Raw genomic sequence first — 25,532 nt, 5'->3', positions numbered from 1 at the left:
CCGGACGGTCAGGCGGCGGCGGGGGTCTCTCCACCCATGGGAGAGGACTGCCCCGGGGCCGTCCGCTTCCCCGCCTCCACACTCCCACCCGGAACGGCGTCCCCGCCCGTGCCCGTGCCCGTGCCCGGAACGGCGCCCGCACCCGTGCCCGGAACGACGTCCCCGCCCGCACCCGTGCCCGGAACGGCGCCCGCACCCGTGCCCGGAACGACGTCCCCGCCCGCACCCGTGCCCGGAACGGCGCCCGCATCCGTGCCCGGAACGGCGTCCCCGCCCGTGCCCGCGCCCGTGCCCGGAACGGCGTCCCCGCTCACCACCGCACCCGCACCCCCCGCCAGCACCACCCGATTGCGCCCCGCCCGCTTGGCCGCGTACAACGCCTCATCCGCCGCATGCAACACCTCCCCCGCATCCATCCCCGAACACCACCCCGCCACCCCCGCACTGAACGACACCGACAACGTATGACCCCCCGCCGGCACCCGACCCGCCGCCACCCACACCCGAATCGCCTCCACCCGCTCCACCGCCTGCTCCCCCGACGCCCCCGGAAACACGATCACGAACTCCTCCCCCCCGTACCGCGCCACCACATCCCCCGCCCGCACCCGCCCCCCCACCAACTTCGCGAACCGCATCAACACCTGATCACCCGCACCATGACCATAACGATCATTGATCTGCTTGAAATGATCGATGTCCAGCAACGCCACACTCAACGACCCCCCCGACACCCCCGCCGCCCGCATCTCCCGCCCCAGCGCCTCCATCAGAAACCGCCGGTTGTGCAACCCCGTCAACGCATCCCGCACCGCCTGCTCGGCCAGATCCGCCCGCAACGCCTCGATCGTCGCCACCTGCTCCTGCAACCGCGCATTCGCCTCCCGCAACGCCCACCGCTGCGCGTTCAACGCCGTCACATCCCGCCCCACGAACGCCCACCCCACCCGCTCCCCCCGCGAATCCACCAACGCACTGACCCGCACATTCAGATCCACCCCACGACCCCGCGCATCCACCACGGTGTAGTCGGTCTCCAGCCGGTCGACCAGGTCGAGAGGCGCGTCCAGCCCCCGGGGGAACAGCTTCGCCGGCACGGTGTCCCTGCGCTCCGCCACGGTCAGGAACGGCGGGTCGCCGTCCTCCGCCCCGGAGAGGGCCGGCGCGGTCTCCGTGTCGGTGAGCGGCACGTCGGCCAGGACCCCGAGGACCGGCAGCCCGGTGATCCGCTCGGGCAGGCCGGGGGCGAGCTGGCGGAGCATGCGCTCGGCCGCCGGGTTGAGGTCGAGGATGCGGCCGGAGGGGTCGATCGTCATGACCAGGTCGCTGATCCGGTCCAGCACGTGCCTGCGCTCCACGGGAACCAGTTCGTGCAGGGACAGGCGCACCAGCGCCCAGTAGGACAGGACCGTGGTGACGCAGAACCCGATCGGCGTCATGTCCGCCTCGCCGGTCAGGCCCGCCAGGCTGGCGACGTTGACCAGGGTGGAGGGCGTGGCGGCCAGCAGGGTGATCCCGTAAAGGCGTCGCTGGGTGCGCGGGCCGCGGATCCACGCGCGCACCAGCCGCGCCATGCAGAAGGTGAGCAGGATGTAGCTGTAGGCGGTGTGCATCCAGAACAGCGGGCCGAACTCCAGTAGGAGAGCGCTCTCCCCGGGGGCCGCGACGAGCGTGATGAACCGCTGACGCCAGGGGGCGACCAGGAACGCGGCGAGGACGAGCGCGGGTTCGGCCGACAGCCACAGGGCCGTACGGCGCGACAGCCGCCAGGCGCGGTCGACCACGGCCAGCGACAGGCAGTGGAAACCGGCCATGACGGCGCCCACCGACAGGAGGCCGACGGCGCCCAGCCAGACGAGTACGCCGGGGTCGCCGACGAGGAAGCCGAGCCAGCCGGTCACCGACCAGACGGCGATGCCCGTCGCGACGACCGCCAGGGTGCCCACCGCGGGCGTCACGTGCCGCCGCCGCCAGCCGACCAGGGCGACGACGGACGCCACGACCGCCGACAGCATGAAGAGCAGGGCCAGGAGCGGCTCCCTCATCTCCACTGCCTTTCCTCAACCGCCGCGCTCTCCGGGCCCGCGGGGGCCGTCCACACGATCGCGATCTTCCATGATTGGTCCCGACCCGCCGCTTCCGTGTCCGGCCAGGCCGAAGACACCCCGCGGGTCTCTTCCGTAGTTTCGGCACGCGGGCCGGGCTGTTGACCCTTTCACCGGATCCTCCGGCCCCGGCCCGCCGCCCGGCCCCGGCCCCGGCCCCGGCCCGCCGCCCGGCCCGCCGGCCGCGCCGTACTTCGCCCGGCCCGCCGGCCGCGCCGTACTTCGCCCGGCCCGCCGGCCGCGCCGTACTTCGCCCGGCCCGTCGGCCGTCCCGTGCTCCGGCCGGCCCGTCGGCCGCGCCGTGCTCCGGCGTGCTCGCCGGGGCACGGGCTCAGGATCCCGGGCGATCGGCCGATCATCCCTGTATGGCCCCTCTCCGCACCCGATGGTCGCTGCCTGCGGCGGCGCTCGTCTCCCTGTCCGCCGCGGTGACGGCCGGAGCCGTGATCGGCGACGTCATCTACTTCACCGGGTACGCCGCCGTGTGCGCCGCCGCCTGGTGGGCCGCGCTGCGCAGGGTCGGGCCCGGTGAACGGTGGCCGTGGCTGCTGGTCGCCGTCGCCCAGACGTTCTGGCTGGCCGGTGACCTGGTGTCGACGATCGCGTTCCGGTTCTTCCCGGACGCCGACCCGACTGGCTGGATGGACGCCCCGTGGCTCGCCGGGTACCTCGCCATCGGCACCGGGATCATGACGATGGCCCGGCTCCGGGCCCGCGGGCAGCTGCGCGAACCGCTGCTCGACATGCTCACCCTCACCACCGCCGCGGCGATCGGCATGTGGTGGCTCCTGGTCGCCCCCGCGCTGGAGAAGAGCGGCGGCCTCTACAGCGTGGGCATCGCGCTGGACGCCGGCTACATGCTCGGCGACGTGCTGATCACGGCGGCGGTGCTGCTGCTGGTGCTGTCCCCGGGAACGCGGGGCGCCCCGACCCGGATGCTGGTCACGGCGGTCTGCCTGCGCCTGGTCACCGACCTGGGATACGCGGTCCTGCCGCATCTGGGGGTGGTGAGCCTGGTCTCGCTCGGCGGGCTGGTGCTGTTCGGCAACGCGCTGATGGTGATCACCGCCCTGCACCCCGGCCGCGCCGAGCTGATCCGTCCCAACCCGCGGACCCGCACGCTGCACCCGGCCCGGATCGTCTTCCTCGGTCTGGCACTGCTGACCGCCCCCACGGTCGCCGTCGCCCAGGGGTCCGGCCCGCAGGCCCAGCGCGTCGCGCTGCTGATCGCCACCGTCGCCGCCAGCGCCTTCATCCTGGCCCGCTTCGCCGGGGCGGTGCGCGAGCAGGAGCGCGCCGAGCGGCTCCTGGCCTACCAGGCCTCCTACGACCCGCTGACCGGGCTGGCCAACCGGCGCACGATCACCGCCCGCCTGGACGCCTGCTCCGCCGGGGACGTGCTGCTGTACCTGGACCTGGACGGGTTCAAGGCGGTCAACGACACCTACGGCCACGACGCCGGCGACGCCCTGCTGGTGGAGGTCGCCCGGCGGCTGCGCGCCGCCGTACGCGAGGACGACCTGGTGGTACGGCTCGGCGGCGACGAGTTCGCGCTGCTGTGCCCGCAGGCCTCGGTGCACGCCGACGTGATCCCCCTGGCCGAGCGGGTCCTGGAGGCGATCGCCGCGCCGATCGGCTACGACGGCCACGAGCTGCGCGTGGGGACGAGCATCGGCATCGCCGTGGTCGATGCGACCACCACCCCCGGTGACCTGGTCCGCAAGGCGGACGCCGCCATGTACGAGGCCAAGCGCGCCGGGCGCGGCCGCTGGGTCCTGGCCGGCCCGCCCCCGCAGCCCGCTCCGCTCTCGCTCGCCGGTTGAGGCGCGGAACGCGGCGGGGCCGCCGGTGCGGCGTCACGGGAGGGCCGCCGGTGCGGCGTCACGGGAGGGCCGCCGGTGCGGCGTCACGGGAGGGCGCGGCGAAGGAGGTCACGGGAGGGGCAGGGTGAAGGAGAAGGTGGTGCCTCCGCCGGGCCGGGCCTCGGCCCAGATGCGGCCGGAGTGCCGGGTGACGATGCGCTGCACCAGGCTCAGGCCCATGCCGACGCTCTGGTAGGTGCCGGTGGGGTGCAGCCGCTGGAAGGGCGTGAACAGCTCCTCCAGCTGGCCGGGGTCGGGCGTGACGCCGTCGTCGTGGACCAGGTAGGTGGTGAAGCCCTCCGGGCCGGGCCGGTACCCGACCTCGATGTGGGCGACGGGCCGGTCCCGGGTGGATTCGACGGCGTTGTCCAGCAGGGTCGTCACCGCCTGCCGCAGCAGGGCGGGGTCCCCCTGGCAGGGCGGGAGGTCGGCGAGGTCGAACCGGATGTCGCGGCCGGCCCGGTGCTCCGCCAGCTCGGCCCACACCTGACCGGTGAGCGCGGTCAGGTCCACCCTCTGCAGGTCGATCCGGCCGCGGTGCAACCGGGAGAACGACAGCAGGGCGGCGATGAGATCGGCCATCCGGTCCGCGTTGGAGCGGATCTTCCCCACGAACAGGGCCGCCTCCTCGGCGGACATCCGGCCGGGATAGTGCTCGGCGAGGACCTCGGCGTACGCGCTCAGCGCGGTCAGCGGGGTGCGCAGGTCGTGGGAGACGCTGGCGGCCAACAGCTCCAGTTCGGTGTTGAAGGCCCGCAGCTCGGCGGCCTGGCGGCGCAGCTGCCGCTGCCCCTGCCGCCGCCGGTACGCGGTGTGCCCGATCGCCGCGGCGGCCACCAGTCCGAAGACCGCGGCCGCCAGCAGGACGACCCCGAAACGCCGCTGCGTCTCGTTCGCCGGCGCGTACAGCCGCCGGTGCGGGGCCTCGGTCACCATCCGCCAGCCGTCCGGCCAGATGACGGCGGAGGTGTAGTGCCAGTCCTCGCCCGCCGCGCGGTGGTCCCCGGCCGGGCGCCGCTCCAGCGCCGCGGCCAGGGACGGGACGAGCCGGGACAGGGACACGGTCTGCGGCCCCAGGCCCCGGGTGGTGGCGACGATGTTGCCGAACCGGTCGATCAGGTAGGCGTGGCCGCCGGGGGGGACGACCGCCTCGCGCAGGTAGTCGCCGAGCGGTCCGGCCGCCGCGACGAGCCCGGCGGTGAAGACCCGCCGCCCGTGGGGGGTCGGGAACGGCACGGCCATCGCGGTCACGGACCGGTCGGGGACCACCACCGAGGTGAACACGTCGGAGACGGTGATCCGGTCCTGCCGCAGGGCCTGGCGGACGTGCGGCAGGCTGTCCATCGGGTCCCGCCCGATCAGGGCGGGCCGCCGCGGCCAGGTGAGCATGATGCGTCCGCGGTCGTCGAGCAGGACCATGGACGTGTACCCCAGTCCCGCCCCGAACACCTCCAGCCGCTCCTGGCTGACGGTCCGGTCGGACAGGAACCTGGCGGCGTCCTGCCGCTGCCGGGTCGCGATCCCGGTCAGGTAGGAACGGGTGAAGTCGGCCGCGACCCGGGTGCGCTGGGCCAGCCCTCCGTCCTCGGTGGCCCGCAGGAACCGGCCGGCCCACGCCCACGTCACCGCCGCGAGCGCCACCAGCAGCAGCCACACCACCGGCCCGAGGAGCACGGCGGCCCGGCCGCGCAGCCCGCCTTCGCTGTCCGCCTCGGCCACGGCACCCCCGGGTCCTTCGGTAACCTGGCACTCTCCTGTGTCCCCGCGGACCGGTGACCCATGTCCCCGTGTCCCCGCGGACCGGTGACCGGACCGTCTCCGGGCCTCCGGACCTCCGGAGACGGGGCCGGACGATGGTGACACTCCTCATGGTCGGATACCCGAAGCCACCGGCCGGTCCGGGCCGTCGCCGGACATCGGGCCGGGGCGCGGAGACGCGCCCACCGGGTGCCGCGGGGGACGCGCCCACCGAAAGGAACGGTGCCGCGGGCGGTCAGCCGATCTGCCCGAGGATCTCGTCGAACCTCAGGTCGAAGCCCTGGGCCAGCAGGATGACGGCGCCGACGATGACGGCGGCGACGAGGGTGGCCATGAGGCCGTACTCCACCACGGTGGCGCCGCGCCCGGAGTCGTCGAGCAGGGCCCGGAGCCTGCACAGGAGACGGGCGGTCATGGGTCACTCCTCCATGGGTCGCGCAGGGACGGCGGGAGGGTTCCCCGGCCGTCGCCGTCCGTAAGGCGACCACCACGTTACGTCTGTTTCCGGTGCGAGAGCGGGTGCGGGACGGGTGCGGGACAGGTGCACGCTACTCTCCGTGTCCGACTTCCCCCGATCCGGCGACGTACGGCGAGCGGCCCGGGTTCAAGGGCGGGCGCGGGACAGGAGGGCCCCGACGCGGGCCGCCAGCTCGCGCGGGCTGAACGGCTTGATCATGTAATCGTCGGCGCCGGCCCGGAAGCCCTCCTCCACGTCGGCCTCCTGCGCCTTCGACGTCAGCATGAGCACCACCACGCCCTCCATGCCGGGCATGGCGCGCAGTCTGCGGCACACCTCCGGCCCCGGCAGGCCCGGCATCATCCAGTCGAGGATGACCAGGTCCGGCCGCTCCTGCTCCAGGGCGGCCAGGGCCTCGGTCCCGTCGTTGGCCGAGCGCACGGTGTGGCCGCTCTGTTCCAGCCGGAACACGGTCAGGTCCCGGATGTCCACGTCATCCTCGACGATCAGAATGCCAGCCATGATCAACTCCACGACGGTTCGCTGCCGGGAACTCCCCCGATCGGCGGTTCATACCCGGTCCGGCGCTTTTAGCCGCGTCCGGCCCGCGCTTCCCGGCGGGCCCCGCGGTCCTCAACTGGCTTTCACCGCGTCCGATGGACAGGAGAGGCGTCCTCGGCCCGACGCCGCCCGCGCCGTTCCCGACCGGCGGAGCGGCGGTGCCGCGGAGGAGGCCGCCGCTCTCGTCCTCCCACCGATAGGACCACCATGTCTCTGCCCGTCGTGCGCCGTCTCCGCCGCCCGGGCCGCACCGGCGGCCTGGTCCCGGCCTGCCTGCTGCTGGTGATCGGACTGGCGGTCTCCCTCCTGATGGCCGGGACGCTGGCGGACACGCGGCGCCGGCAGGCCGAGGAGCGCATGGACCGCCATCTGGAGGCCGCGCGCCTCGCCGTCACGGGTGAGGTCTACCGCCGCGCGGAGATCCTCGGCCACCTGGCGGCCTCGGTGGGCGCGCAGCAGGACCTGACCGCCCAGGACTTCGAGGCGCTCACGTTCCGGCTCGCGTTCCGGGGGATGCCCGGCATCACCGACGTGGGCTACGTCGTCTCCGTCCCCGACGCGCAGGTGCAGGCCGTACAGCGGGCCTGGCGGCGCAAGGGGTCGGCGAACCTGAGCCTGCGGCCGGTGGGCGCCGCCGAGCACCGGTTCGTGGTGCTCGACCGGAGCCTGGACACGGTCTCGCCCGCCCTGGGGTCCGACCTGATGGCCGCCGCCGAGCCCGCCGAGGCGCTGGACGCCGCCCGCGCCGGCGGGCAGGTCACCGCGAGCCGCGCCTACGTGCTGCTCCGGGACCGGATGCTGCCCGCCGCCCGGCAGCAGACGTCGTTCCTGCTGGTCGCCCCGGTCTACGGCGCGGGCGACGCCCCCGACGCCGGGCTGCTGCGCGGCTGGCTGGTGATGGGCGTGCGGGGCGGCGACTTCATCGACGGCACGCTGCGACAGGTCTCCCAGGGCCTGGTCGGCGTGACGCTCTCCGACGCCTCGGTGCCGGGAGGGGAGCGCCGGATCGCCGCCGTACGGGCGGGGGAACCGCTGGCCGACGCCCGCCTGCACCGCGAGGTCACCGTGGACGTCGCGGGCCGTACGTGGCGGCTCCGGGTCGTCCCCGCGGCGGGGTTCGCCTCCGCGGCCGACGCCCGCCTGCACCTGGTGGTCCTGGCCGGCGGGGTGGTGATCAGCGTCCTGCTGGCCGGCCTGGTGGTGGTCCTGGGAACCTCGCGCGCCCGGGCGCTGGCGCACGTGGAGCAGGCGACCGCGACGCTGAAGGCCGACATCGCCCGGCGTCGCCGGGTGGAGGCCCGGCTGCGCGAGCGGGAGACCGAGCTGGAGAGGTTCGCCGCGGTCGCGGCCCACGACCTGAAGTCCCCCCTCACCGTGATCGCGGGCTACTCCGAACTGGTGGAGGACCAGCTCGCCGAGAGCGCGGGCGCGCAGGTGAGTGGCTGGCTGCAGCGCATCCGGGGCGGCACGGGCAGGATGCAGCGGCTCATCGACGACCTGCTCGCCTACGCCGCGGCCGGGGACGCCTCGCTGGAGCCGGCCGAGGTCGACCTGGAACGGCTCGTCGCCGACATCGTCATGGACCGCACCGCCCATCTCCGGCACGACCGGCCGAACGTCGAGATCGGCCGCCTGCCGGTGGTCACCGCCGACCCGGTACGGCTCCGGCAGGTCATGGACAACCTCATCGGCAACGCCGTCAAGTACGTCCGGCACGGCACCGTGGCGCAGATCGACGTCAGCGCCGAGCGCGACGGCCCGATGTGGCGCGTCACGGTCGCCGACCGCGGCATCGGGATCGCGCCGGACCAGCGCGACGCCGTCTTCACCGCCTTCGGCCGGGCGCGCGGCAGCGAGGGCTACCCGGGCACGGGCCTGGGGCTGGCCATCTGCCGCCGGATCGTCGGCCACCACGGCGGGGAGATCCACGCCGAGGAGAACGCCGGCGGTGGGACCCGCTTCGTCTTCACGCTGCCGGTGGTCCCCGGGCTCCCCGGCCGGGACGCGCTCGCCGAGGACGGGGCCGGCGGGGATCCGGGGGACGGCTCGGGCGGGGACCACGGCGGGGATCCCGGCGGAGGGCCGATGTACTCCGCCCCCGGGCCCGACCGCCGTTAGCGCCGGGGGCGCGCCGGGTCGTCGAACCTTTCCCGCCTTTCTCAAGTGCCGCCGCGGGCGGCCGATGGGAGCGGGGACCGATTCCGTAGGGCGCACAGACCTAGAACCGCTTGGGGGACAGCAATGACGATCACGGCTGAGATGATTCCGCAGACCGACCCGTTGCAGATCGCTGACCGGTGTGACCAGTGCGGAGCTCAGGCGTTCGTCCGCGTCATCTTCCGCCGCAACAAGGACCTGCTGTTCTGCGGGCACCACTACACCCGGCACGAGTCGGCACTGACCACCGCCCACCCGTACGCGGTGGTCTACGACGAGCGCCGCAGGATCAACCGGAAGCCGAGCCTGTCCGCCAACGCCGCCTGAGGTCCGCGCCGGCGGACCCCGCGCCGGGATCCGCGCCGGGATCCGCGCCGGCGGGCCTTGTGCCGGGATCCGCGCCGGCGGGCCCCGCGTTCAGAGGGCGGCCGGCAGGGTGAAGTGGAACCGGGTCCCGCCGCCGGGGTTGTCCCGGACGCCGATGGATCCGCCGTGGCGCTCCACGATGCTCTTGCAGATGGCCAGGCCCAGACCGGTGCCGGTGTAGCCGCCGGCGTGGTGGGCGCGGTGGAAGTTGTCGAAGACCGCCTCGTGCTGCCCCGGGGGGATGCCGATGCCGCGGTCGGCGACCTCGACGCGGACCCACCCCTGCTCCGCCGGCTCGGCGGTGACGGTGATGTCCGGTACGGCGCCCTGCGGGACGTACTTGGTCGCGTTGCCGATCAGGTTGTCCAGCAACTGGCGCAGGAGCACCGGATCGGCCTGCACCCGGGGCAGGTCACCGATGTGGAAGCGGGGTTCCGGCCGGCCCTCCCTGTCCGCCGCGGCGTCGTCGCCGCTCCGCGTGGCGACGACCTCCCGCACGGCCTCCCCCAGATCGACGGGGACCGGGGACAGGGCCGCGGCCCGGGCGGTGCTGTGCGTGAGCAGATCGTTGATCAGGTTGCGCATGCGGGAGGAGGCGTGCCGGATGCGGGCGATGCTCTCGACGGCCGTCCCCGGCGCGCCGCCGGGCACCGCCACGACGGTCTCGTCCAGGACGTCGATCCAGCCGTCCACGGCCGACAGGGGGTTGCGCAGGTCGTGCGCGACGACCCCGGCGAACGCGGCGAGCTCGTCGCGGTCGCGGCGCTCGGCGGTGACGTCGTGGAAGACGACCACGACCGCGGCCTCGCCCTCGCCCTCGCTCCCGGCCCCGGCTCCGGCCCCGGCTCCGACCGCGGTGGGCAGGCAGGTCGCGCTGACGCTGAACATGCGGCCCTCGGGCATGACGCGGTTGCGCACGAGCAGGTCCATGGCGCGGACCTCCTGGCCCGCCAGGGCGTGCCGGTACGGCAGCTCCTCCTCGCGCATGGGCGTGCCGTCGGGGTGGAACAGCCCGAAGTGCTCGACGTCGACGCCGGCGCCGGTCGTGCCGGGACGGGCGGCGGGCGGGCCCAGGTCGTCGAGCAGGCCCGCGGCGGCGTGGTTGCGCATGAGGAGACGCCCCCCGGAGCCGATCACGACGAGCCCGTCGTGCATCGCGTCCACGATCGTGGCCAGGAGCCCGGCCTGCTCGGAGGCCGATTCCTCGGCGGCGGCGAGCCGGTGCAGGAGGGCGTCGCGCTCGTCGCGGCCGAGCGCGAGCGCGAGTCCGACCACGGCGACCATCGCGACGAAGGCCTGCGCGATGAACGCCCGGACGGGCGGCGAGCCGATCGTCGCGAACGGGCCCTGTCCGTACAGGGTGAACAGGATGGCGGTCGCGCCGACGAGCAGGTCGTGCAGGACGACGAAGGTCGTGTCGAAGCGCACGCCCGCCCAGACCGTCACCACGAGCAGCGGGAACGCCAGGGGGAGGCCGTGGCGCAGGCCGAACGCCACGATGTACGCCGTGGCGGAGGCCAGCACCAGGGCCGTGTACTCGGCCTTCCGCCACCGGGGGGTCCTGCGCAGCGTGTCCCGCGCGGCGGACCAGACGGAGCCGGGCCCGGGGCGCACGGGGTACGTGCGGAACACGGCCGCCAGCCGCAGCCCGGCCCCGCCGATCAGCACGATGCTCACGATGTTGCGCGCGATCCACACCGCCGCGGTCAGCCACGACACGGGGGAGCCGATCAGCCATATCCCGGCCGAGACGGCGGCCGCCCCGCAGAACGTGGCCCCCGCCGCGGACAGCAGCAGCCGCCACAGCTGCCGCACCCGGACGAGTTCGCCCAGCCCCTCGGCCTCCCACGAGTCCGGGGATAATCGCCCGTACAGCAGCAGGAACGCCCCCACCTGGACCAGGTTCGCCACCAGGAAGCAGAGAGCGAGTCCGAAGGAGGCTCCGGTCCACATGTTGGCGGCGACGGTGCTCGCCGCGAACGCCGCCACGTCAGGCCATCGCGGCCGGACGCGGCGCTGGGCCAGGAACCACAGCATCGACACCCCCGCGGCGGGCCACACCAGGCTGAGGGTGGTCCCCTCGATCAGGGTCAGCCGCCCGGCGAACGTGGCCACCATGTACAGCACGGCGAACACGGCGGTACGGCGCAGCGCCGCCGCCCCCGGCGTCGCGCCGCCCTCCGGACCGGATCGCGGCGGTCGTCCCCGCCCCGGGCCCGTCCCGCCCCCGGTGAGCGGCCCTGCCGTCGTGTGCGATGCCACAGAGGTCTCGTCCCCCGCAGCGGGCGGCGGTAACGGGACGGCCCGGGCGGGAGTGCCGCCGGGGACGGAAACGGGACGGAGAGGAACAGGAGCGGTCCGGGAGCGGACCGGGAGCGATCCCGGACCGGATCGGGAGCGGTCCGGGAGCGGATCGGGAGCGATCCCGGGCCGGGACGGGAGCGGACCGGGAACGGATCGGGAGCGGTCCGGGAGCGATCCCGGACCGGGACGGGAACGGATCGGCGGAGGAGCCGCCGCGGCCGACCGGGTGCCCGGCCGACGCCGTCCTCCAGCCGGGCGGTTCCCCGGAACCGCCGGTCCGGGGAACCGCCAATCCACGGAACCGTCGATCCGCAGGCCGTACGCTACTTCCGGACTCTATTTCCGGCGGAGATTCCTCACATGCAGCCCTGGCCCGACGATGAGAATCACATGCATCTCGCCGACGTGCCGGTCGACAGCGGCTGGCACCGCATCCACATCGGACGCCAGCCGATCCACGACGGGGACGGCGCGCTGGTGGCGTACGAGCTTCTGTTCCGCTCCCACTCGCAGGCCAAGGGAGCGACCGCGCGCGGCGCCGAGGCGACCAGCCAGGTGATCGTCAATGCGTTCAGCGAGTTCGGACTGGAGCGGCTGGCGGGGCCGAACCTGTGCTTCATCAACCTCACCCGCGAGTTCCTCGTGGGCGAGCTGCCCCTGCCGTTCGACGCGGGATCCGTCGTGCTGGAGGTGCTGGAGACCGTCCAGATCGACGACGAGGTGATCGAGGGCGTGCGCAGGCTGGCGGCGCAGGGCTTCGCCATCGCCCTGGACGACTTCGTGCTCGGCAACGACCACGAACGCCTGCTGGAGGTGGCCTCCTACGTCAAGCTGGAGGTCGCCGGGATCGACCCGGACCTGCTGCGCGAGCGCATCGCGGTCTGCCGCGCCCACGAGAGCGTGAGCCTGGTGGCCGAGCGGCTGGAGACCGAGGAGGACCTGGAGTTCGCGCGCGAGCTCGGGTTCGAGCTCTTCCAGGGCTACCTGCTGGGCCGGCCCCGGGTGTTGTCCCTCGACACGCTGGAGCCCAGCCGGCTGCGCCACCTGGAGCTGATCAGCAAGCTCGCCGACGAGGACACCGACATCGACGAGATCTCGGAGATCATCACTTCCGACCCGGCCCTGTCCTACCGCATCCTGCGCGCGGCGAACTCCGCCGCGACCGGCCTGTGGAGCCAGATCTCGTCGATCAACGACGCGGTCGTGATCCTGGGCACCCAGCGCCTGCGGCACTGGGTGACGCTGATGCTGCTCAGCGACGTCGTGGGCGGCGACAACGGTGTCGACAACGAGCGCATGTCCCACGTCCTCATGCGGGCCCGGCTGTGCCAGCTGCTGTCCCGGTCGCTGGGCCTGCCCAGCGACAAGGCCTTCACGGTGGGACTCCTGAGCGGCATCGCCGACCTGCTGGGCGTGCCCGCGGAGGACCTGATCGCCCATCTGGCGCTCAGCCACGACGTGTCGTTCGCGATCGTCGAGGAGGGCGGTCCGCTCGGCAGCGTGGTGACCACCGCGCGCGCCTACGAGTCGGGACTGCTGCCCGAGAGCGGCGCACAGGGCGAGGAGCTGGCGCACGCGTACCTCAGGGCCGTCGACTGGTCGATGAACATCGTCACCAGTGTCTGAAGCGGCGGGCCGTACGGCCGGCCCGCATCGCTCCGGCACCGTTTCCCCGCGGCACGCCACCCGGGATTCCGAAATCCGCGGCGCCCTATCGGGTAGGAAATCCCCTTTGCCTTTGAGCGTTTCCGGCATTAAGGTCATCTCTGTGACTGCCGGGTCGGCCATGGGCCAAGAGCGAGTGGGGCACCCGGCCGAGGCGTGAGCGCCCGGCCGGCCAGAGGCCCGCCTTTTCCTTCATTCCCGCGCTCCGTGCGCGACAGCTCCGCACGTCCCGCTGTACGGCGGATCCCGCCTGCCCGTTCCACCGTCCTCCGACGGTCCGCGGGCATCCCCGGCGGGCGATCCGGCGACGGCCGCCACCGGTGCGGCGTCGGCGTTCCGGAGAGCGGACGACCGGGGTGCTCCCCGCGCTCACCTGCTTTCCGCGCGGCGGCGCTTTCCTCCGCGTCTCCCCGATGTCCTCCGCATTTCCCGCACCGCGACCGAGGCCGCCCGCGATGCGATTTCCCCCGCCCGTCGGGCGGCCATTCACCATGCCCGCGAACGGCCCGCGGAACCCTGTTTCCAGGAGAAGAAAGAAGAGAATGCCGAACGACTTCAACCAGCAGATCATCGAGGAGTTCCGCGCCAACCGCGGGCGGGTGGGAGGCCCTTTCGAGGGCGCCCGGCTGCTCCTGCTGACCACCACCGGGGCGCGGTCCGGCGTCCGGCGCACGACCCCGGTCGGCTACCTGCCCGACGGCGGTGAGCGGGTCCTGGTCATCGCCTCGGCCGCCGGCGCGCCGAAGCACCCGGCCTGGTTCCACAACCTGCGGGCCGACCCGCGCGTCACCGTCGAGGACGGCGTCTTCACCTACGAGGCGGAGGCCGTCGTCCTGGAGGGCGACGAACGCGACCGCGCCTTCGCCCGCGCGGTCGAGGCCGACCCCGGGTGGGCCGCCTACCAGGACAGGACCACCCGGGTCATCCCCGTCGTCGCCCTCCGGCAGGTCGCGGGCGGCCCGCCGGAGGCGTCGTCCTGGGGCGAGGCGCTGCGGCTGATCCACGACGCGTTCCGGCGGGAACTCGCCCTGATCCGCCGGGAGGTCGCCGCGTCGGGTCCCGGACTGGGCGCCCAGCTCAGGGTGAACTGCCTGACCCTCTGCCGGGGCCTGCACCAGCACCACACCCACGAGGACGCCGGGATGTTCCCCGCCCTCGCCGCGCAGCATCCCGGGCTCGCCCCCGTCCTGGAGCGGCTGGACCGGGAGCACCAGAAGATCGCGGACCTCCTGGAGGAGCTGCAGCGGGTGCTCTCCGGCGAGGGCGCGGACCCGAAGACGGTGCTCTCCGAGGTCGAACGGCTCGCGGACGAGCTCGAGGCCCATCTCGACTACGAGGAGGAGCAGCTGATCCCGATCCTCGACGGCGCAGCCTGACCTCCGGACCGGGTCACCGGCCTGAACCTCCGGACCGGGTCACCGGCCGTGCCGGAGGTCGCCCGGCGCACGCTCGGCGACCTCGTGCTCCGCCGCCGCGGAGGAGGCGCGACGCGCGGCGACGGCCCGGCGGGTGGCCTCGGCGGTCAGGTCCGCGTTGATCGCCGCCCCGGCCCGCACGCCCGCCGCGGCGGCGGCGATGACGGTGTCGGTCAGGGAGGTGACGTTGCCGGCCGCCCACACCCCGGGCACCCCCGTCGCCCCGGCCGGGTCGGCGTCGATGCGGCTGCCGATCACGTGCCCGGCCATCTCCGCGTCGACGGGTTCGAGGCCCAGGCCCGCCAGGACGCCGCCGCGGGCGGTCAGCCGGGCGGCGGTCACCACCGCCCGGCACGGGACCGTCCGGCCGTCGGCCAGGGTCACGCCGGTGAGCCGGTCACCGGTCACCTCCAGTCCGGTCACCTTCCCGTCCACCACGGTGACGTCGCGGGCGGCCAGCTGCTCGTACTCCTCGGCGGTGAACCGGGACGCGGTGTGCCGGAACAGGGTCACCTCCCCGCTCCACTGCCGCCACATCAGTGCCTGGTGGACCGCGAGCGGCCCGGTGGCCACGACGCCGACCGCCTGGTCGCGCACCTCCCAGCCGTGGCAGTACGGGCAGTGCAGCACCTCGCGTCCCCACCGCTCGGCCAGGCCGGGCACGTCCGGCAATTCGTCGACCAGGCCGGTGGTCACCAGCAGTCGGGCGGCCTCGACCGAGGACCCGTCCTCCAGCACGACCCGGAAGTCCCCGTCCGCCAGGCGTTCGGCGGACACGGCGACGCCCTCGACGATCTCGCCGCCGTAACCGGTCACCTCCCGGCGACCGGTGGCCAGCAACTCCGCGGGCGGCAGACCCTCATGCCCCAGATAGGTGTGGACGCCCTCCGCCGGGGCGTTGCGCGGGCTGCCCGAGTCGATCACCAGCACCGACCGACGGGCCCTGGCCAGGGTCAGCGCCCCGCTCAGCCCGGCGGCCCCGCCGCCCACCACCACGACCTCGTAACGCCGCCCGCCGAGGGCGGCGGCCCTGCCCTGCCCTGTTCTCTCACTCATGGGAAGCACCTCCGTTCACCGGAGAGCATCCGTCCCGGCACCGCGACATGGCAAATGAATTTGCCATTACAGCAAAAGCGGCGAGTCGGCTCCGGCTCACGCTCCCGCCCGTCCGCACCTTCCGCGCCCGTCCGCGTGCTCCGTGTCCGTCCGCACGTTCCGTGCCCGCTCGCACACGGTGCGTCCACCGTCATGCCGTCAATCCCTCATGTCGAGACGCGAATGTGCCGATGGGAGTTCGCGTTTCCGGTAGGCGCGGCGGCGAGAGGAGGCAGTGGAGATGGGGGAGCCGCTCCTGGCCCTGCTCTTCATGCTGTCGGCGGTGGTGGCGTTCGTCGTCGCGGCGGTCGGCTGGCGGCGGCGGCGCGTGACGCCCGCGGTGGGCACCCTGGCGGTCGTCGCGGGCGGCATCGGCGTGTGGTCCATGACGGACGGCCTCCTGATGCTCAACGAGGGCCTCACCGCTCTGCACCCGCTGCTGGTCGTCAAGTTCACCGCCGTCTGCGCCATGCCGGCGGGTCTCCACTGCCTGTCGCTGGCCGTGGTCGACCGCGCCTGGCGGCTGTCGCGCCGTACGGCCCTGTGGCTGTCGGCCGAACCCGCGCTCGTCCTCGCCGCGCTCCTGACCAACCCCTGGCACCACGGGTTCATCACCGTCATGGACCCGGCCGGCCTGTGGGGCAACCGCGGGGCGAACGTCGGCCCGCTGTTCTGGGCGCACACCGCCTACAGCTACACCCTGATCGCCGCCGGCATCGTCCGCCTGCTCGGCGCCTGGCTGCGCGGTCCACGCTTCCAGCGGGGCCTGTACGGCTCCACCCTGCTGGGCACCGTCCCTCCCGCCCTGGTCAACGTGGTGAGCACGTTCGGCGTCATCCGCGTCGACTACCTGACCCCGGTCGGGTTCTGCGTCACCACGGTGGTGGTCTACTGGTCGCTGGTGCGCCGCTCCCTGCACGAGCTCGTCGCCGTGGAGCGCACCCACGTCTTCGACATGATCAGCGACATGGTCATGACGGTCGACCTCGCCGGCCGGATCCTCGACCTCAACCCGGCGGCCGACCGCGTGCTCCGCCGGCTCGCCCCCGACCTGCCCGCCCGCGTCGCCGGAGTCTCCGCCGTCGACGTCTTCGGCGTGATGCGGGTCGGCGACGGCGTGGAGACCGACCACAGCGTGGTGGATGCGCGGGGTCGTGGGGTGGATCTGAATGTGCGGGTCAGTGCGTTGGTGGATTCGCGGGGGGAGCGGGTGGGGTGGGCGTTCGTGGGGCGGGATGTGACGGCGTTGAACGCGCAGCGGTGGGCGTTGCGGGAGGCGAATGCGCGGTTGCAGGAGCAGGTGGCGACGATCGAGGCGTTGCGGGCGGATCTGGCCGAGCAGGCGGTGCGGGATGCGTTGACGGGGTTGCACAACCGGCGGTTTCTGATGGAGGCGCTGGGGCGGGAGATGCGGGCGGCGGGGGTGTCGGGGGGGTCGTTGAGTGTGGCGTTGCTGGACATCGATCATTTCAAGCAGATCAATGATCGTTATGGTCATGGTGCGGGTGATCAGGTGTTGATGCGGTTCGCGAAGTTGGTGGGGGGGCGGGTGCGGGCGGGGGATGTGGTGGCGCGGTACGGGGGGGAGGAGTTCGTGATCGTGTTTCCGGGGGCGTCGGGGGAGCAGGCGGTGGAGCGGGTGGAGGCGATTCGGGTGTGGGTGGCGGCGGGTCGGGTGCCGGCGGGGGGTCATACGTTGTCGGTGTCGTTCAGTGCGGGGGTGGCGGGGTGGTGTTCGGGGATGGATGCGGGGGAGGTGTTGCATGCGGCGGATGAGGCGTTGTACGCGGCCAAGCGGGCGGGGCGCAATCGGGTGGTGCTGGCGGGGGGTGCGGGTGCGGTGGTGAGCGGGGACGCCGTTCCGGGCACGGGCGCGGGCACGGGCGCCGTTCCGGGCACGGATGCGGGCGGGGACGCCGTTCCGGGCGCGGGTGCCGTTCCGGGCGCGGAGGCGGAGGCCGCCGCGGCGTGAACGTCCGCCGGAGCCGCCCCGGACACCGTCCGCGCCCGGCCCGGCCGCATCAGTCCAGGCAGAACTCGTTGCCCTCGGGATCGGTCATCACGATGAAGCCGGCGCTCATCGGGGGAGCGGGCTCATGGCGGCGCACCCGTGCCGCCCCCAGCGCGACGAGCCGGTCGCACTCGGCCTCCAGCGCCGCCATCCGCTCGTCTCCCTGCAGCCCGGGAGCCGCGCGGACGTCGAGGTGGACGCGGTTCTTGGCGACCTTGTCCTCCGGGACCCGCTGGAAGAACAGCCGCGGGCCGTTCCCGTCCGGGTCCTCGATGGCCGACGCCGTGTTGCGCCGCTCCTCCGGCACGCCGGCCCGCGCGAGGACGTCGTCCCACGCGGCCAGCGGGTCGGCGCCCGCGGGCAGCTCGACCCCCGGCGGGCCGGGGTGGACGTAGCCCAGCGCGTCGCGCCAGAAGGACGACAGCGCCCGCGGATCGTGGGCGTCGAAGGTGATCTGGACGTGGTGGCTCATCGGGTGGCTCCGCTCGCGGCGAGTTCGGTGTGCAGGTAGAGGTCGCGCAGCAGGCAGACCTCGGACAGGTGGTGGATCAGCTCGCGGTGGACGTGCAGTACCAGATCGGCCATGGGCGCGTCGGGGTAGGGCTCCTTCTCCCCGACCGGGACCCGGAGCCCGGCCTCGCCGAGACCGCGCACCCCGGTCAGCCAGAGGTCGAGCTGCGCCTCCAACTGGCCGAGCGCGGCGGTCGCGCCGCCGGCGTACTCCCAGGTCTCGTACGACGCCGCCGGTGCGCCGAAGTGCGCCGCGTTGCGTGCGGCGAGCACGCCGACGATGACGTGGCCGAGTCGCCAGGCGATCGTGGTGAAGGGCGCGGGGACCGGCTCGGGGAAGGCGTAGTCGATGGTGAAGTCCCCGGCGCCGACCTGCACGGGCGCCGTCGAGGTGCCGCGCGGCCGCACGCTCCAGCTGTCCGGCACCGGCGACCAGAAGTACTCGTCGTCGGTGAGGCCGTCGAGGCGGGGACGGAGACCGTGCTCCCAGGAGAACTCCAACTGCTCGCGCAGCGTCCGGTTCCAGTCGAATGCGTCTGTGGTCATGCCGCCCACCCTGCCACCCCTGGCGGACAGGATCGGTCCGCTATCTCTGGCAGGGTGGACGGCATGGACGCGGTGAGCGGAGACGGGCGCGGGACGACGGAGCGGGTGCTCACCCTGCTGGGGCTGCTGCAGCGGCGGCGGGTCTGGACCGGGCCCGAGCTCGCCGACCGGCTCGGGGTCACGCCGCGCACGGTGCGGCGCGACGTCGAGCGGCTGCGCGCGCTCGGTTACCGGGTGCAGGCCGGGCAGGGGGTCGGCGGCGGCTACCGGCTGGGCGCGGGGCAGGACCTGCCGCCGCTGCTCCTCGACGACCAGGAGGCGATCGCCACCGTGGTCGCGCTGCTCGTCGGCGCGGGTGACGCGGTCACCGGCACCGGGGACGCCGCGCTCCGGGCGCTGACCAAGCTCGACCGGATGCTGCCCGCCCGGCTGCGGGACGAGGTGCGCGCGCTCTCCGGCGCGGTGGAGTCCTTCGGCGGAGGCCGTACGCCGGTCGACCCCCAGGTGCTCATGACGCTGGCCGGGGCCTGCCGCGACGGGGTCGAGGCCGGCTTCGGCTACCGGTCCGGGAGCGGGGTGCGGCGGCGGAGGGTCGAGCCCTATCGGCTGGTCGCCTCCGACCGGCGCTGGTACCTGCTGGCCTACGACCTCGACCGCGACGGCTGGCGCAGCTTCCGCGTCGACCGGATGACCGACGTGTCCGCGCGGACCTGGCGCTTCCGCCCGCGTGCGGCGCCCGACGCGGCGGCGTACGTGCAGGAGGGCGTGGCGAGCCGGGTCTACCCGCACCGGGCGCGCTTCCTGGTGCACGCGCCGGCCGACACGGTGCGCGCACAGGTCCCGGCCTCGGCGGCGGTCGTGCGGCGGCGGGGGGAGGACCGGTGCGAGGTGCTCAGCGGCGGCGGCAGCCTCGACTTCGTGCTCATGCACGTGCTCCTGCTGGGGCACGCCTTCGAGGTGATCGACCCTCCGGAACTGGGGAGGCGCTGCCGCGTGCTGGCGGAGCGGCTGCTGGCGGCCGGTGCCGTGCCCGGCGCCCCGGACGGACCGGACGCGCCGGAGGGACCCGATGGACCGGACGGACCGGACGCGCCGGAGGGACCCGATGGACCGGACGGACCGGACGCGCCGGAGGGACCCGATGGACCGGACGGAGCGGAGGGAACGGACGCGGAGGAGCCGTCGGCCGCGGTCGCGGACGCGGAGGAGGCGTGAGCCGGCCGGTCGGGCGGCTCACGCCAGGACGGTGACCGGGTCGCCGAGCCGCAGTTCGCCCCGGTTCCGGGGGACCATCCGGATGCCGAACCAGGTCCTGCCGTCCCAGCGGCGGTGGCGGGCGAGGGTGCGCAGGGGCTCCTTGCCCTTCCGGAGGGTGACCGGGTCGTAGGTGGTGACGGCGCAGCGGTCGCAGCGTTCCGAGACGCGGAAGGCGACCGGGCCGATGCGGACCTCGCGCCAGTCGTCCTCGGCGTACGGGGGTGCGCCGTCGATCACGAGGTTGGGGCGGAACCTGGCCATGTCCAGGGGGGCGGGCGGGTCGTCCCGGCGTTCCGCGGCGCCTTCGAGGATCCAGTCGTCCAGGCGGCGCAGTGAGGAGCGGGAGGCGAGCAGGACGGGGGCGTCCCCGGCGAAGCTGACGACGTCGCCGGGCAGGCCGCCGCGGGCCGGCGGGACGGCGCAGCGGCGGGGGTCGTCGAGCCAGACCAGGCGGGCGGGTCTGCCGAGCAGGCGGGTGAACCAGGCGTGGGCGTCGGGATGCGCGAGTGTCGCGGCGTCCAGTTCGACGAAGCCCACCGGAACCTTCTCCCCGGTGGCCGGGGGGACCTCCAGACGGGGCAGCCCCGGCGCGTCGAGCAGCAGCCCGTCCCCGTCCGTGGCGGCGGCGACGACGGACAGCAGCCGGGGGTTCTCCCCGGCCCAGTGCAGTCCCCCGCGCTCGTCCACGACGGCCCAGCGGCGGTCCCCCGCCGGCCCCCAGGGCTCCATGACCGCCGAGTCGACCATCAATCCTGAAACTGACTTAACCGGATATTTCCGGATTTCAGTTAGCTCCATTTCGCCACCATACGCCGGAGAGAGCGCTTTCTCGAGGGGGCCGGCCTCTCTTCGGTCCGCCGTTCGGAGGCCCCCGTCTCGGACGGGCGGGGTTCCGGTCCCTCCGCGCCGAGCCCGGATGCGGGCCGTACCGGCGGGGGCGCCGGAACGGCACGGGGCGCGGGCGCACCCCGAAGGTGCTCCCGCGCCCCCGCCGTCCCCGCGGGGCCGTCCCCCGCAGGCCGTACGGCCCGCCGCGTCAGGCCGAGCGCGCCATCCGCGCCTCGTCGGCGTGCTGCGCCGGGACCGGCACGGTCGTGTCGGCCGCGCGCCGCGCGTCGAGGGCCAGCATCAGCCGGTCCTCCAGCTTGAACGTGCCGATGATCAGGTGCCGGTAGGCGCCCGCGAGCGTGTCCGGCGGCGGCTCGAAGGCCTCGTCGTCGAGTTCGATGACCTCGCCGATGCGGTCGACGAGCAGGCTCACCCACTCGTCGTCCACCGAGACGATGACGTTCATCGCCGGGACGCTCAGGTCCCGGGCCGGCAGGCCGAGCTGGACCCGCAGGTCCACCGCGTCGATGACCTGACCGCGCAGGTTGAACAGGCCGCCGACCGAGGTCGGGGCGAGCGGGACACGGGTGTACTCGTGGAAGCGCAGGACCTCCTGCACCTGGGCCACGTCGACCCCGAAGAGCTGGTCGGCCACCTCGAAGGTGGCGTACTGACGGCTGGGCATCTCAGGCTCCCACCATGGATTCGGACATCTCCGCGTAGAACCGGGGGTCGGCGGCGAGGATCGCGCGCCGCACGTCGAGCAGTTCGGTGACCCGCTGCTGGATCACCGCAGAGCCGGTCAGGCCGTCGTCGTCGAGGTCGCTGCGCGACTCGATGTGGTCCTCGACGATGTCGACGATCTGCTGGACGACCAGGGCGACGCTCCGCCCCCGCTCGGTGTAGACCACCGCGGGCACGGTCTCGCCCTCCTCCACGTCGTAGCAGCCCAGCAGCGAGGCCAGCCGGATGACCGGCAGGATGTGGTCGCGGTACTGGACCACCTCCCGGCTGCCCACCCGCTCGATCCGCTGCACCGGGAACTCCTCCAGGCGGGTGACCATGTCGAGCGGGATCGCCACCCGGCGCTCCCCGATGCCGGCGATGAGCAGGCGCTCGATGTGGCTGTCGCGGGGGCGGGCGTCGGCCTGGTCGACCTGGGCGCGCTCGATGGTCTCGGCGGCCAGGTGAGCCCGGCGGGCCAGTGACGGGATGTCGAGGATCAGCGCGACCTTGCCGTCGCCGACGATGGTGGACCCGGCGTAGACGCCGACGTCCTTCATCCGCCCGCTCAGCGGCTTGACCACGATCTCCTCGGTGTTCAGGACCCGGTCGACGACCAGGCCGAAGCGCCGGCCGTCGGCCTGCAGCACCGCGATGTAGACGTCGCGGTCGCTGTTGCGGACCGGCAGGCCCAGCGTCTCGTCCAGGCGCACCAGCGGCAGGAGCTTGCCCCGCAGCCGGTAGACCGGTGCGCCCGACACGTGCTCGATCGTCTGGCCGGACTGGCCGTCCACGAACACCAGCTCGTCCACGCCCACCTGCGGGATGGCGTAGCGCTCGGCGCCGCACTCCACGGTCAGGGCCTGGATGATCGCCAGCGTCAGCGGGATGGTCAGCCGCCACGTGGTGCCGGCCCCCAGCGTCGAGTCGACGTCGACGGCGCCGCCGATCTGCTCGATGTTGGTCTTCACCACGTCCATGCCGACCCCGCGGCCGGAGACGTTCGTGACCTTCTTGGCGGTGGAGAAGCCGGCCCGGAAGACCAGCGCGATGATCTCGCGCGTGTCCATCCGGGAGAGCTGGTCGCGGGTGACGACGCCGCGGTCCAGCGCGGTCTGCGCCACCCGGTCGACGTCGATGCCCGCGCCGTCGTCCTTGATCTCCACGATGACGTGGCCGCCCTCGTGGGCGGCGCGCAGCGTCAGCGTGCCCTCCGGGTCCTTGCCCTTGGCCACGCGCTCGGCGGCGGTCTCGATGCCGTGGTCGACCGCGTTGCGCACCAGGTGCGTCAGCGGGTCCTTGACGGCCTCCAGGAGGCTGCGGTCGAGCTCGGTCTCCTTGCCCTCCATCGCCAGCTTGACCTTCTTGCCCATGGCGCCGCTGAGGTCGCGCACGACGCGCGGCAGCTTGGACCAGATGTGGTCGATGGGCTGCATGCGCGTCTTCATGACGCTCTCCTGCAGCTCGCTGGTGATCAGGTTCAGCCGCTGGGTGGTGCGGACCAGGGCCGGGTCGGAGATCTCGCTGACGCCCCGCACGATCTGGTTGCGGGTCAGCACCAGTTCGCCGACCAGCCGCATGAGGGTGTCGAGCAGGTCGACGTCCACGCGGATGGAGCTGTCGGCGATGCCGCGCTTGGTGTTCTGGCCGGCGGTCTCGTCGGCTCCGGCGGCCGGGCCCTTGGCGGCGCGGGCCGGTGCGGACTTGGCGGCCTTGGCCGCGGGGGGGTCGGCCGGCTTCTCGGGTGCGGCGGGCTCGACGGCTTCGACGGCCTCAACGCTCTCGACGGTCTCGGCCTTGGTCTCGGCCTTGGAGGCCGGGGCGGCGGCCCGGGCCGGTGCGGGCGCGGCCGGGTCCTCGATGCAGGCCGCCACCATGGCGATGACCGGTTCGACGTCGACGTCGCCCTCACCGCCGCTCTCCTCGATCGAGCCGAGCAGGGTGCGCACGGTGTCCACCATGGCCAGCAGCGCGTCGGCGCTGGCGGGGTTCATCCGCTGGGCGCCGTCCCGGAGCCGGGACAGCAGCGACTCGCCCGCATGGGTGAGCGTCTCCAGGCGGTGGAAGGCCAGGAAACCACTTGTGCCCTTAATGGTGTGGATAGTCCGGAAAATGCTGGAGAGCATCTCCCTGGAGCCGGGGTCCTGCTCCAGCGCCACCAAGTCCCGGTCCAGCTGGTCCAGGTTCTCGTGACTCTCGACCAGGAACTCCTGGATGATGTCGTCCAACTCGTCCACGACGGTCCTCTCCCTCTCTCATACGCAGCCCTTCCATCGGCCTTCACCGACGCCACCTGAGGAAGTCCGCGGACCGGAAGTGCCTCCTCCGCCACCTTTTCCGGGTTTCCCTCAGGACGCCGCCGGGGATGCCGATACGGGGTCATCGGGCTTCTCGCCCGAGCCCGCGACGGCCGCTCCGGCCGCCGCCCGCCGCGGCAGGGACGCCGCACGCGGGGGAGTGCCCGGGCGCCACGGAAGGGACACACGATGCGCCGCAACGGCGATCGATCGCGCCGGCGCGCCCGCCCGGCGGCCGTCACCGGCCCGTCGGCCCGTGCACTGCCGTACGGCGCGGCCCTGAGCGCCGAAGCGACGGCTTCGCGCCCGGCCCTCCGCCCGGCCGCCCCCCGCCCCGCCCGCCGCGTTCCCGGTCCGCGGAGCGTGCGGTTCCGGGCCGTGCCCTGCGCCCGCTGACGCGGCGCCCCTGAAACGTGCCCGGCGCCCGCGGCGATGCCCCGCCACGGGCGCCGGGCGCAACCGATCCGCGCCCGCGGCGCAACCGGGGACGTGACCCGGATCACAGTTCATGGCATTACATTGACGCGTCGGCGGAGGATTCCTCCGGCGCCGGCGGACGAGGAGCTGACGAGCCGATGACCATCGAGATGAACAACACCGTCCGAGCCGAGGCGCTGGCCCTGGCCCCCGTGTCCGCGTCCGTCCTGCTGGACCGCGAGGACGCGGACGCCGTGATCTCCCAGGCGATCGTGCTGCACGGCGGCGAGGAGGGCTGCGCCGCGGCGCTGGCCCAGGAGTTCGGGGAGCACCCGGAGCTCGCCGTCCAGCGGATGCGCTGGGCCAGCGCGATCGTCGGCCGGCTGTACGGCTGAGGGCCGGCGGCGTACGATCCTTCTGAATCTACGACGTAAAGACGCAAAGGTGGTATAGGTCGCGAACACCACCGGTGCTCGAATCGGGCGGCGTGGAAGCACACGTGCCGCACGGCCGCGCAAGGCGCCTCTCAGTTGCCGCAGTCCTGCCGGTCGAGGGTCATGACCATCTGCTTGATCCGGCCGCCCGACAGGACGAAGACGTAGTCGCCCTTCGGGTTGCGCGGAAGCGGGGCGTAGAAGACCCCGCTCGGGCCGCGGCGCACCTTCGGGTAGGCCTGCCTCATCTGCTTCCTGGTGGAGCCGATCCCGATCCCCCGGGGGGTCCGGACGCTCCGGGGCGCCTCGATGTAGGCCACGGCCCGGAGCCTCTTGGAGATGCCCAGGTACGCGCGCGGAGGGGTCCTGAACCTCCACGTCGAGCAGGTGCCCGCGGCGCTCACGCGGCTGATCTTCCCCGTGGCCCGTGCCTTCGCGGCGCTCATCCCGAGCTTGACGCCGCGGTAGCCGAACGGCCCGAACCGGCCCTTCGGGGCTGCGGCGGACGCGCCGGGGGCGGCTGCGGTCGTGGACGCGGTCGCCGCGGCGTCGGCGGTGCCGGCGCCGCCCAGGAGCAGGCTTGCGGTCAGTGCCGCCGCCAGCAGCGAGCGGCCCGGCGCCGGAGTCGGAGTCGGAGTCGAGTGTCTCATCGTGGTCCCCCGGTGGTGATCGGCGGTCTGGTCTCCCGGTCGCCCCCGTGCGGCGACGCGCCCAGACCGTCGCGTGATCGTGTTTTTGCAGGTTAAGCGGTGGGCGGCGGGTGA

General features: G+C 73.7%; 20 protein-coding genes. 8 read left to right on the top strand and 12 right to left on the bottom strand.

Features of this window, described 5'->3' with window-relative positions; translation table 11 throughout:
- Positions 1-8: 8 nt before the first annotated feature.
- Positions 9-2,045 (bottom strand): diguanylate cyclase, encoded by a 2,037-nt coding sequence (locus HS045_RS35970; protein ID WP_196455142.1) that lies wholly within the window; start codon positions 2,043-2,045, stop codon positions 9-11.
- 425 nt (positions 2,046-2,470) lie between these two features.
- On the opposite strand from HS045_RS35970, the gene HS045_RS30855 reads away from it, so the two are divergent.
- Positions 2,471-3,928 carry a GGDEF domain-containing protein gene (locus HS045_RS30855; protein WP_196455141.1) on the top strand — a complete coding sequence of 486 codons (1,458 nt, stop codon included), beginning with the start codon at positions 2,471-2,473 and terminating at the stop codon, positions 3,926-3,928.
- Between the two features lie 108 nt (positions 3,929-4,036).
- Here HS045_RS30855 and HS045_RS36320 read toward each other — a convergent pair whose 3' ends face one another.
- The 3 genes from HS045_RS36320 to HS045_RS30840 form a co-directional block, all read right to left on the bottom strand.
- Positions 4,037-5,686 (bottom strand): ATP-binding protein, encoded by a 1,650-nt coding sequence (locus HS045_RS36320; protein ID WP_196455140.1) that lies wholly within the window; start codon positions 5,684-5,686, stop codon positions 4,037-4,039.
- Positions 5,687-5,960: 274 nt separating this feature from the next.
- On the bottom strand, positions 5,961-6,140 hold the full coding sequence (locus tag HS045_RS30845) for a Flp family type IVb pilin (protein ID WP_196455139.1): 180 nt from the start codon (positions 6,138-6,140) through the stop codon (positions 5,961-5,963).
- 189 nt (positions 6,141-6,329) lie between these two features.
- Positions 6,330-6,704 carry a response regulator transcription factor gene (locus HS045_RS30840; protein ID WP_196455138.1) on the bottom strand — a complete coding sequence of 125 codons (375 nt, stop codon included), beginning with the start codon at positions 6,702-6,704 and terminating at the stop codon, positions 6,330-6,332.
- Positions 6,705-6,950: 246 nt separating this feature from the next.
- On the opposite strand from HS045_RS30840, the gene HS045_RS30835 reads away from it, so the two are divergent.
- On the top strand, positions 6,951-8,861 hold the full coding sequence (locus HS045_RS30835; protein WP_196455137.1) for an ATP-binding protein: 1,911 nt from the start codon (positions 6,951-6,953) through the stop codon (positions 8,859-8,861).
- 123 nt (positions 8,862-8,984) lie between these two features.
- Entirely contained in the window at positions 8,985-9,227 is a 243-nt protein-coding gene (locus HS045_RS30830; protein WP_196455136.1) for a hypothetical protein, read from the top strand.
- A 90-nt stretch (positions 9,228-9,317) separates the two neighbouring features.
- Here HS045_RS30830 and HS045_RS30825 read toward each other — a convergent pair whose 3' ends face one another.
- Positions 9,318-11,528 (bottom strand): ATP-binding protein, encoded by a 2,211-nt coding sequence (locus HS045_RS30825; protein ID WP_196455135.1) that lies wholly within the window; start codon positions 11,526-11,528, stop codon positions 9,318-9,320.
- A gap of 432 nt (positions 11,529-11,960) precedes the next feature.
- On the opposite strand from HS045_RS30825, the gene HS045_RS30820 reads away from it, so the two are divergent.
- A complete protein-coding gene (locus tag HS045_RS30820; RefSeq protein WP_196455134.1) occupies positions 11,961-13,196 on the top strand; it encodes an EAL and HDOD domain-containing protein in 1,236 nt (411 codons plus the stop codon).
- A 581-nt stretch (positions 13,197-13,777) separates the two neighbouring features.
- On the top strand, positions 13,778-14,611 hold the full coding sequence (locus HS045_RS30815) for a nitroreductase/quinone reductase family protein (RefSeq protein ID WP_196455133.1): 834 nt from the start codon (positions 13,778-13,780) through the stop codon (positions 14,609-14,611).
- Positions 14,612-14,650: 39 nt separating this feature from the next.
- Here the strand turns inward: HS045_RS30815 and HS045_RS30810 are convergent, their stop codons facing one another.
- Positions 14,651-15,706, bottom strand: a complete 1,056-nt coding sequence (locus HS045_RS30810; protein ID WP_196455132.1) for an NAD(P)/FAD-dependent oxidoreductase — start codon at positions 15,704-15,706, stop codon at positions 14,651-14,653.
- Positions 15,707-15,986: 280 nt separating this feature from the next.
- Here HS045_RS30810 and HS045_RS30805 point away from each other — a divergent pair, with 280 nt between their 5' ends.
- The gene (locus HS045_RS30805; RefSeq protein WP_196455131.1) at positions 15,987-17,717 is read left to right on the top strand and encodes a diguanylate cyclase; all 1,731 of its coding nucleotides are present in this window, start codon (positions 15,987-15,989) and stop codon (positions 17,715-17,717) included.
- A gap of 49 nt (positions 17,718-17,766) precedes the next feature.
- On the opposite strand, the gene HS045_RS30800 is transcribed toward HS045_RS30805, so the two are convergent.
- Complete coding sequence (locus tag HS045_RS30800) at positions 17,767-18,228, bottom strand: VOC family protein (RefSeq protein WP_196455130.1); 462 nt, start codon at positions 18,226-18,228, stop codon at positions 17,767-17,769.
- Positions 18,225-18,812 carry a DinB family protein gene (locus HS045_RS30795; protein WP_196455129.1) on the bottom strand — a complete coding sequence of 196 codons (588 nt, stop codon included), beginning with the start codon at positions 18,810-18,812 and terminating at the stop codon, positions 18,225-18,227. Before HS045_RS30795 ends, HS045_RS30800 begins: the two co-directional genes overlap by 4 nt.
- Before the next feature lie 63 nt (positions 18,813-18,875).
- On the opposite strand from HS045_RS30795, the gene HS045_RS30790 reads away from it, so the two are divergent.
- Positions 18,876-20,027 carry a YafY family protein gene (locus HS045_RS30790; protein ID WP_196455128.1) on the top strand — a complete coding sequence of 384 codons (1,152 nt, stop codon included), beginning with the start codon at positions 18,876-18,878 and terminating at the stop codon, positions 20,025-20,027.
- An 18-nt stretch (positions 20,028-20,045) separates the two neighbouring features.
- On the opposite strand, the gene HS045_RS30785 is transcribed toward HS045_RS30790, so the two are convergent.
- From HS045_RS30785 to HS045_RS30775, 3 genes are all read right to left on the bottom strand, one after another.
- Positions 20,046-20,867 (bottom strand): MOSC domain-containing protein, encoded by an 822-nt coding sequence (locus HS045_RS30785; protein WP_196455127.1) that lies wholly within the window; start codon positions 20,865-20,867, stop codon positions 20,046-20,048.
- 238 nt (positions 20,868-21,105) lie between these two features.
- Positions 21,106-21,582 (bottom strand): chemotaxis protein CheW, encoded by a 477-nt coding sequence (locus HS045_RS30780; RefSeq protein WP_196455126.1) that lies wholly within the window; start codon positions 21,580-21,582, stop codon positions 21,106-21,108.
- A gap of 1 nt (position 21,583) precedes the next feature.
- Positions 21,584-23,857, bottom strand: a complete 2,274-nt coding sequence (locus HS045_RS30775; protein ID WP_196455125.1) for a chemotaxis protein CheW — start codon at positions 23,855-23,857, stop codon at positions 21,584-21,586.
- A gap of 635 nt (positions 23,858-24,492) precedes the next feature.
- Between HS045_RS30775 and HS045_RS30770 the strand changes: the two genes are divergently transcribed.
- Positions 24,493-24,729, top strand: coding sequence for a hypothetical protein (locus tag HS045_RS30770; protein ID WP_196455124.1), 237 nt, complete (start codon positions 24,493-24,495; stop codon positions 24,727-24,729).
- 131 nt (positions 24,730-24,860) lie between these two features.
- Here HS045_RS30770 and HS045_RS30765 read toward each other — a convergent pair whose 3' ends face one another.
- Positions 24,861-25,418 (bottom strand): hypothetical protein, encoded by a 558-nt coding sequence (locus HS045_RS30765; protein ID WP_196455123.1) that lies wholly within the window; start codon positions 25,416-25,418, stop codon positions 24,861-24,863.
- Positions 25,419-25,532 lie beyond the last annotated feature (114 nt).

Source organism: Planomonospora sp. ID82291 (genome assembly GCF_015711645.1).
In the GTDB taxonomy this organism is placed as follows: domain Bacteria; phylum Actinomycetota; class Actinomycetes; order Streptosporangiales; family Streptosporangiaceae; genus Planomonospora.
Note: the sequence above shows the minus strand (reverse complement) of the source record. Positions and strands in the feature narration are given on the sequence as shown.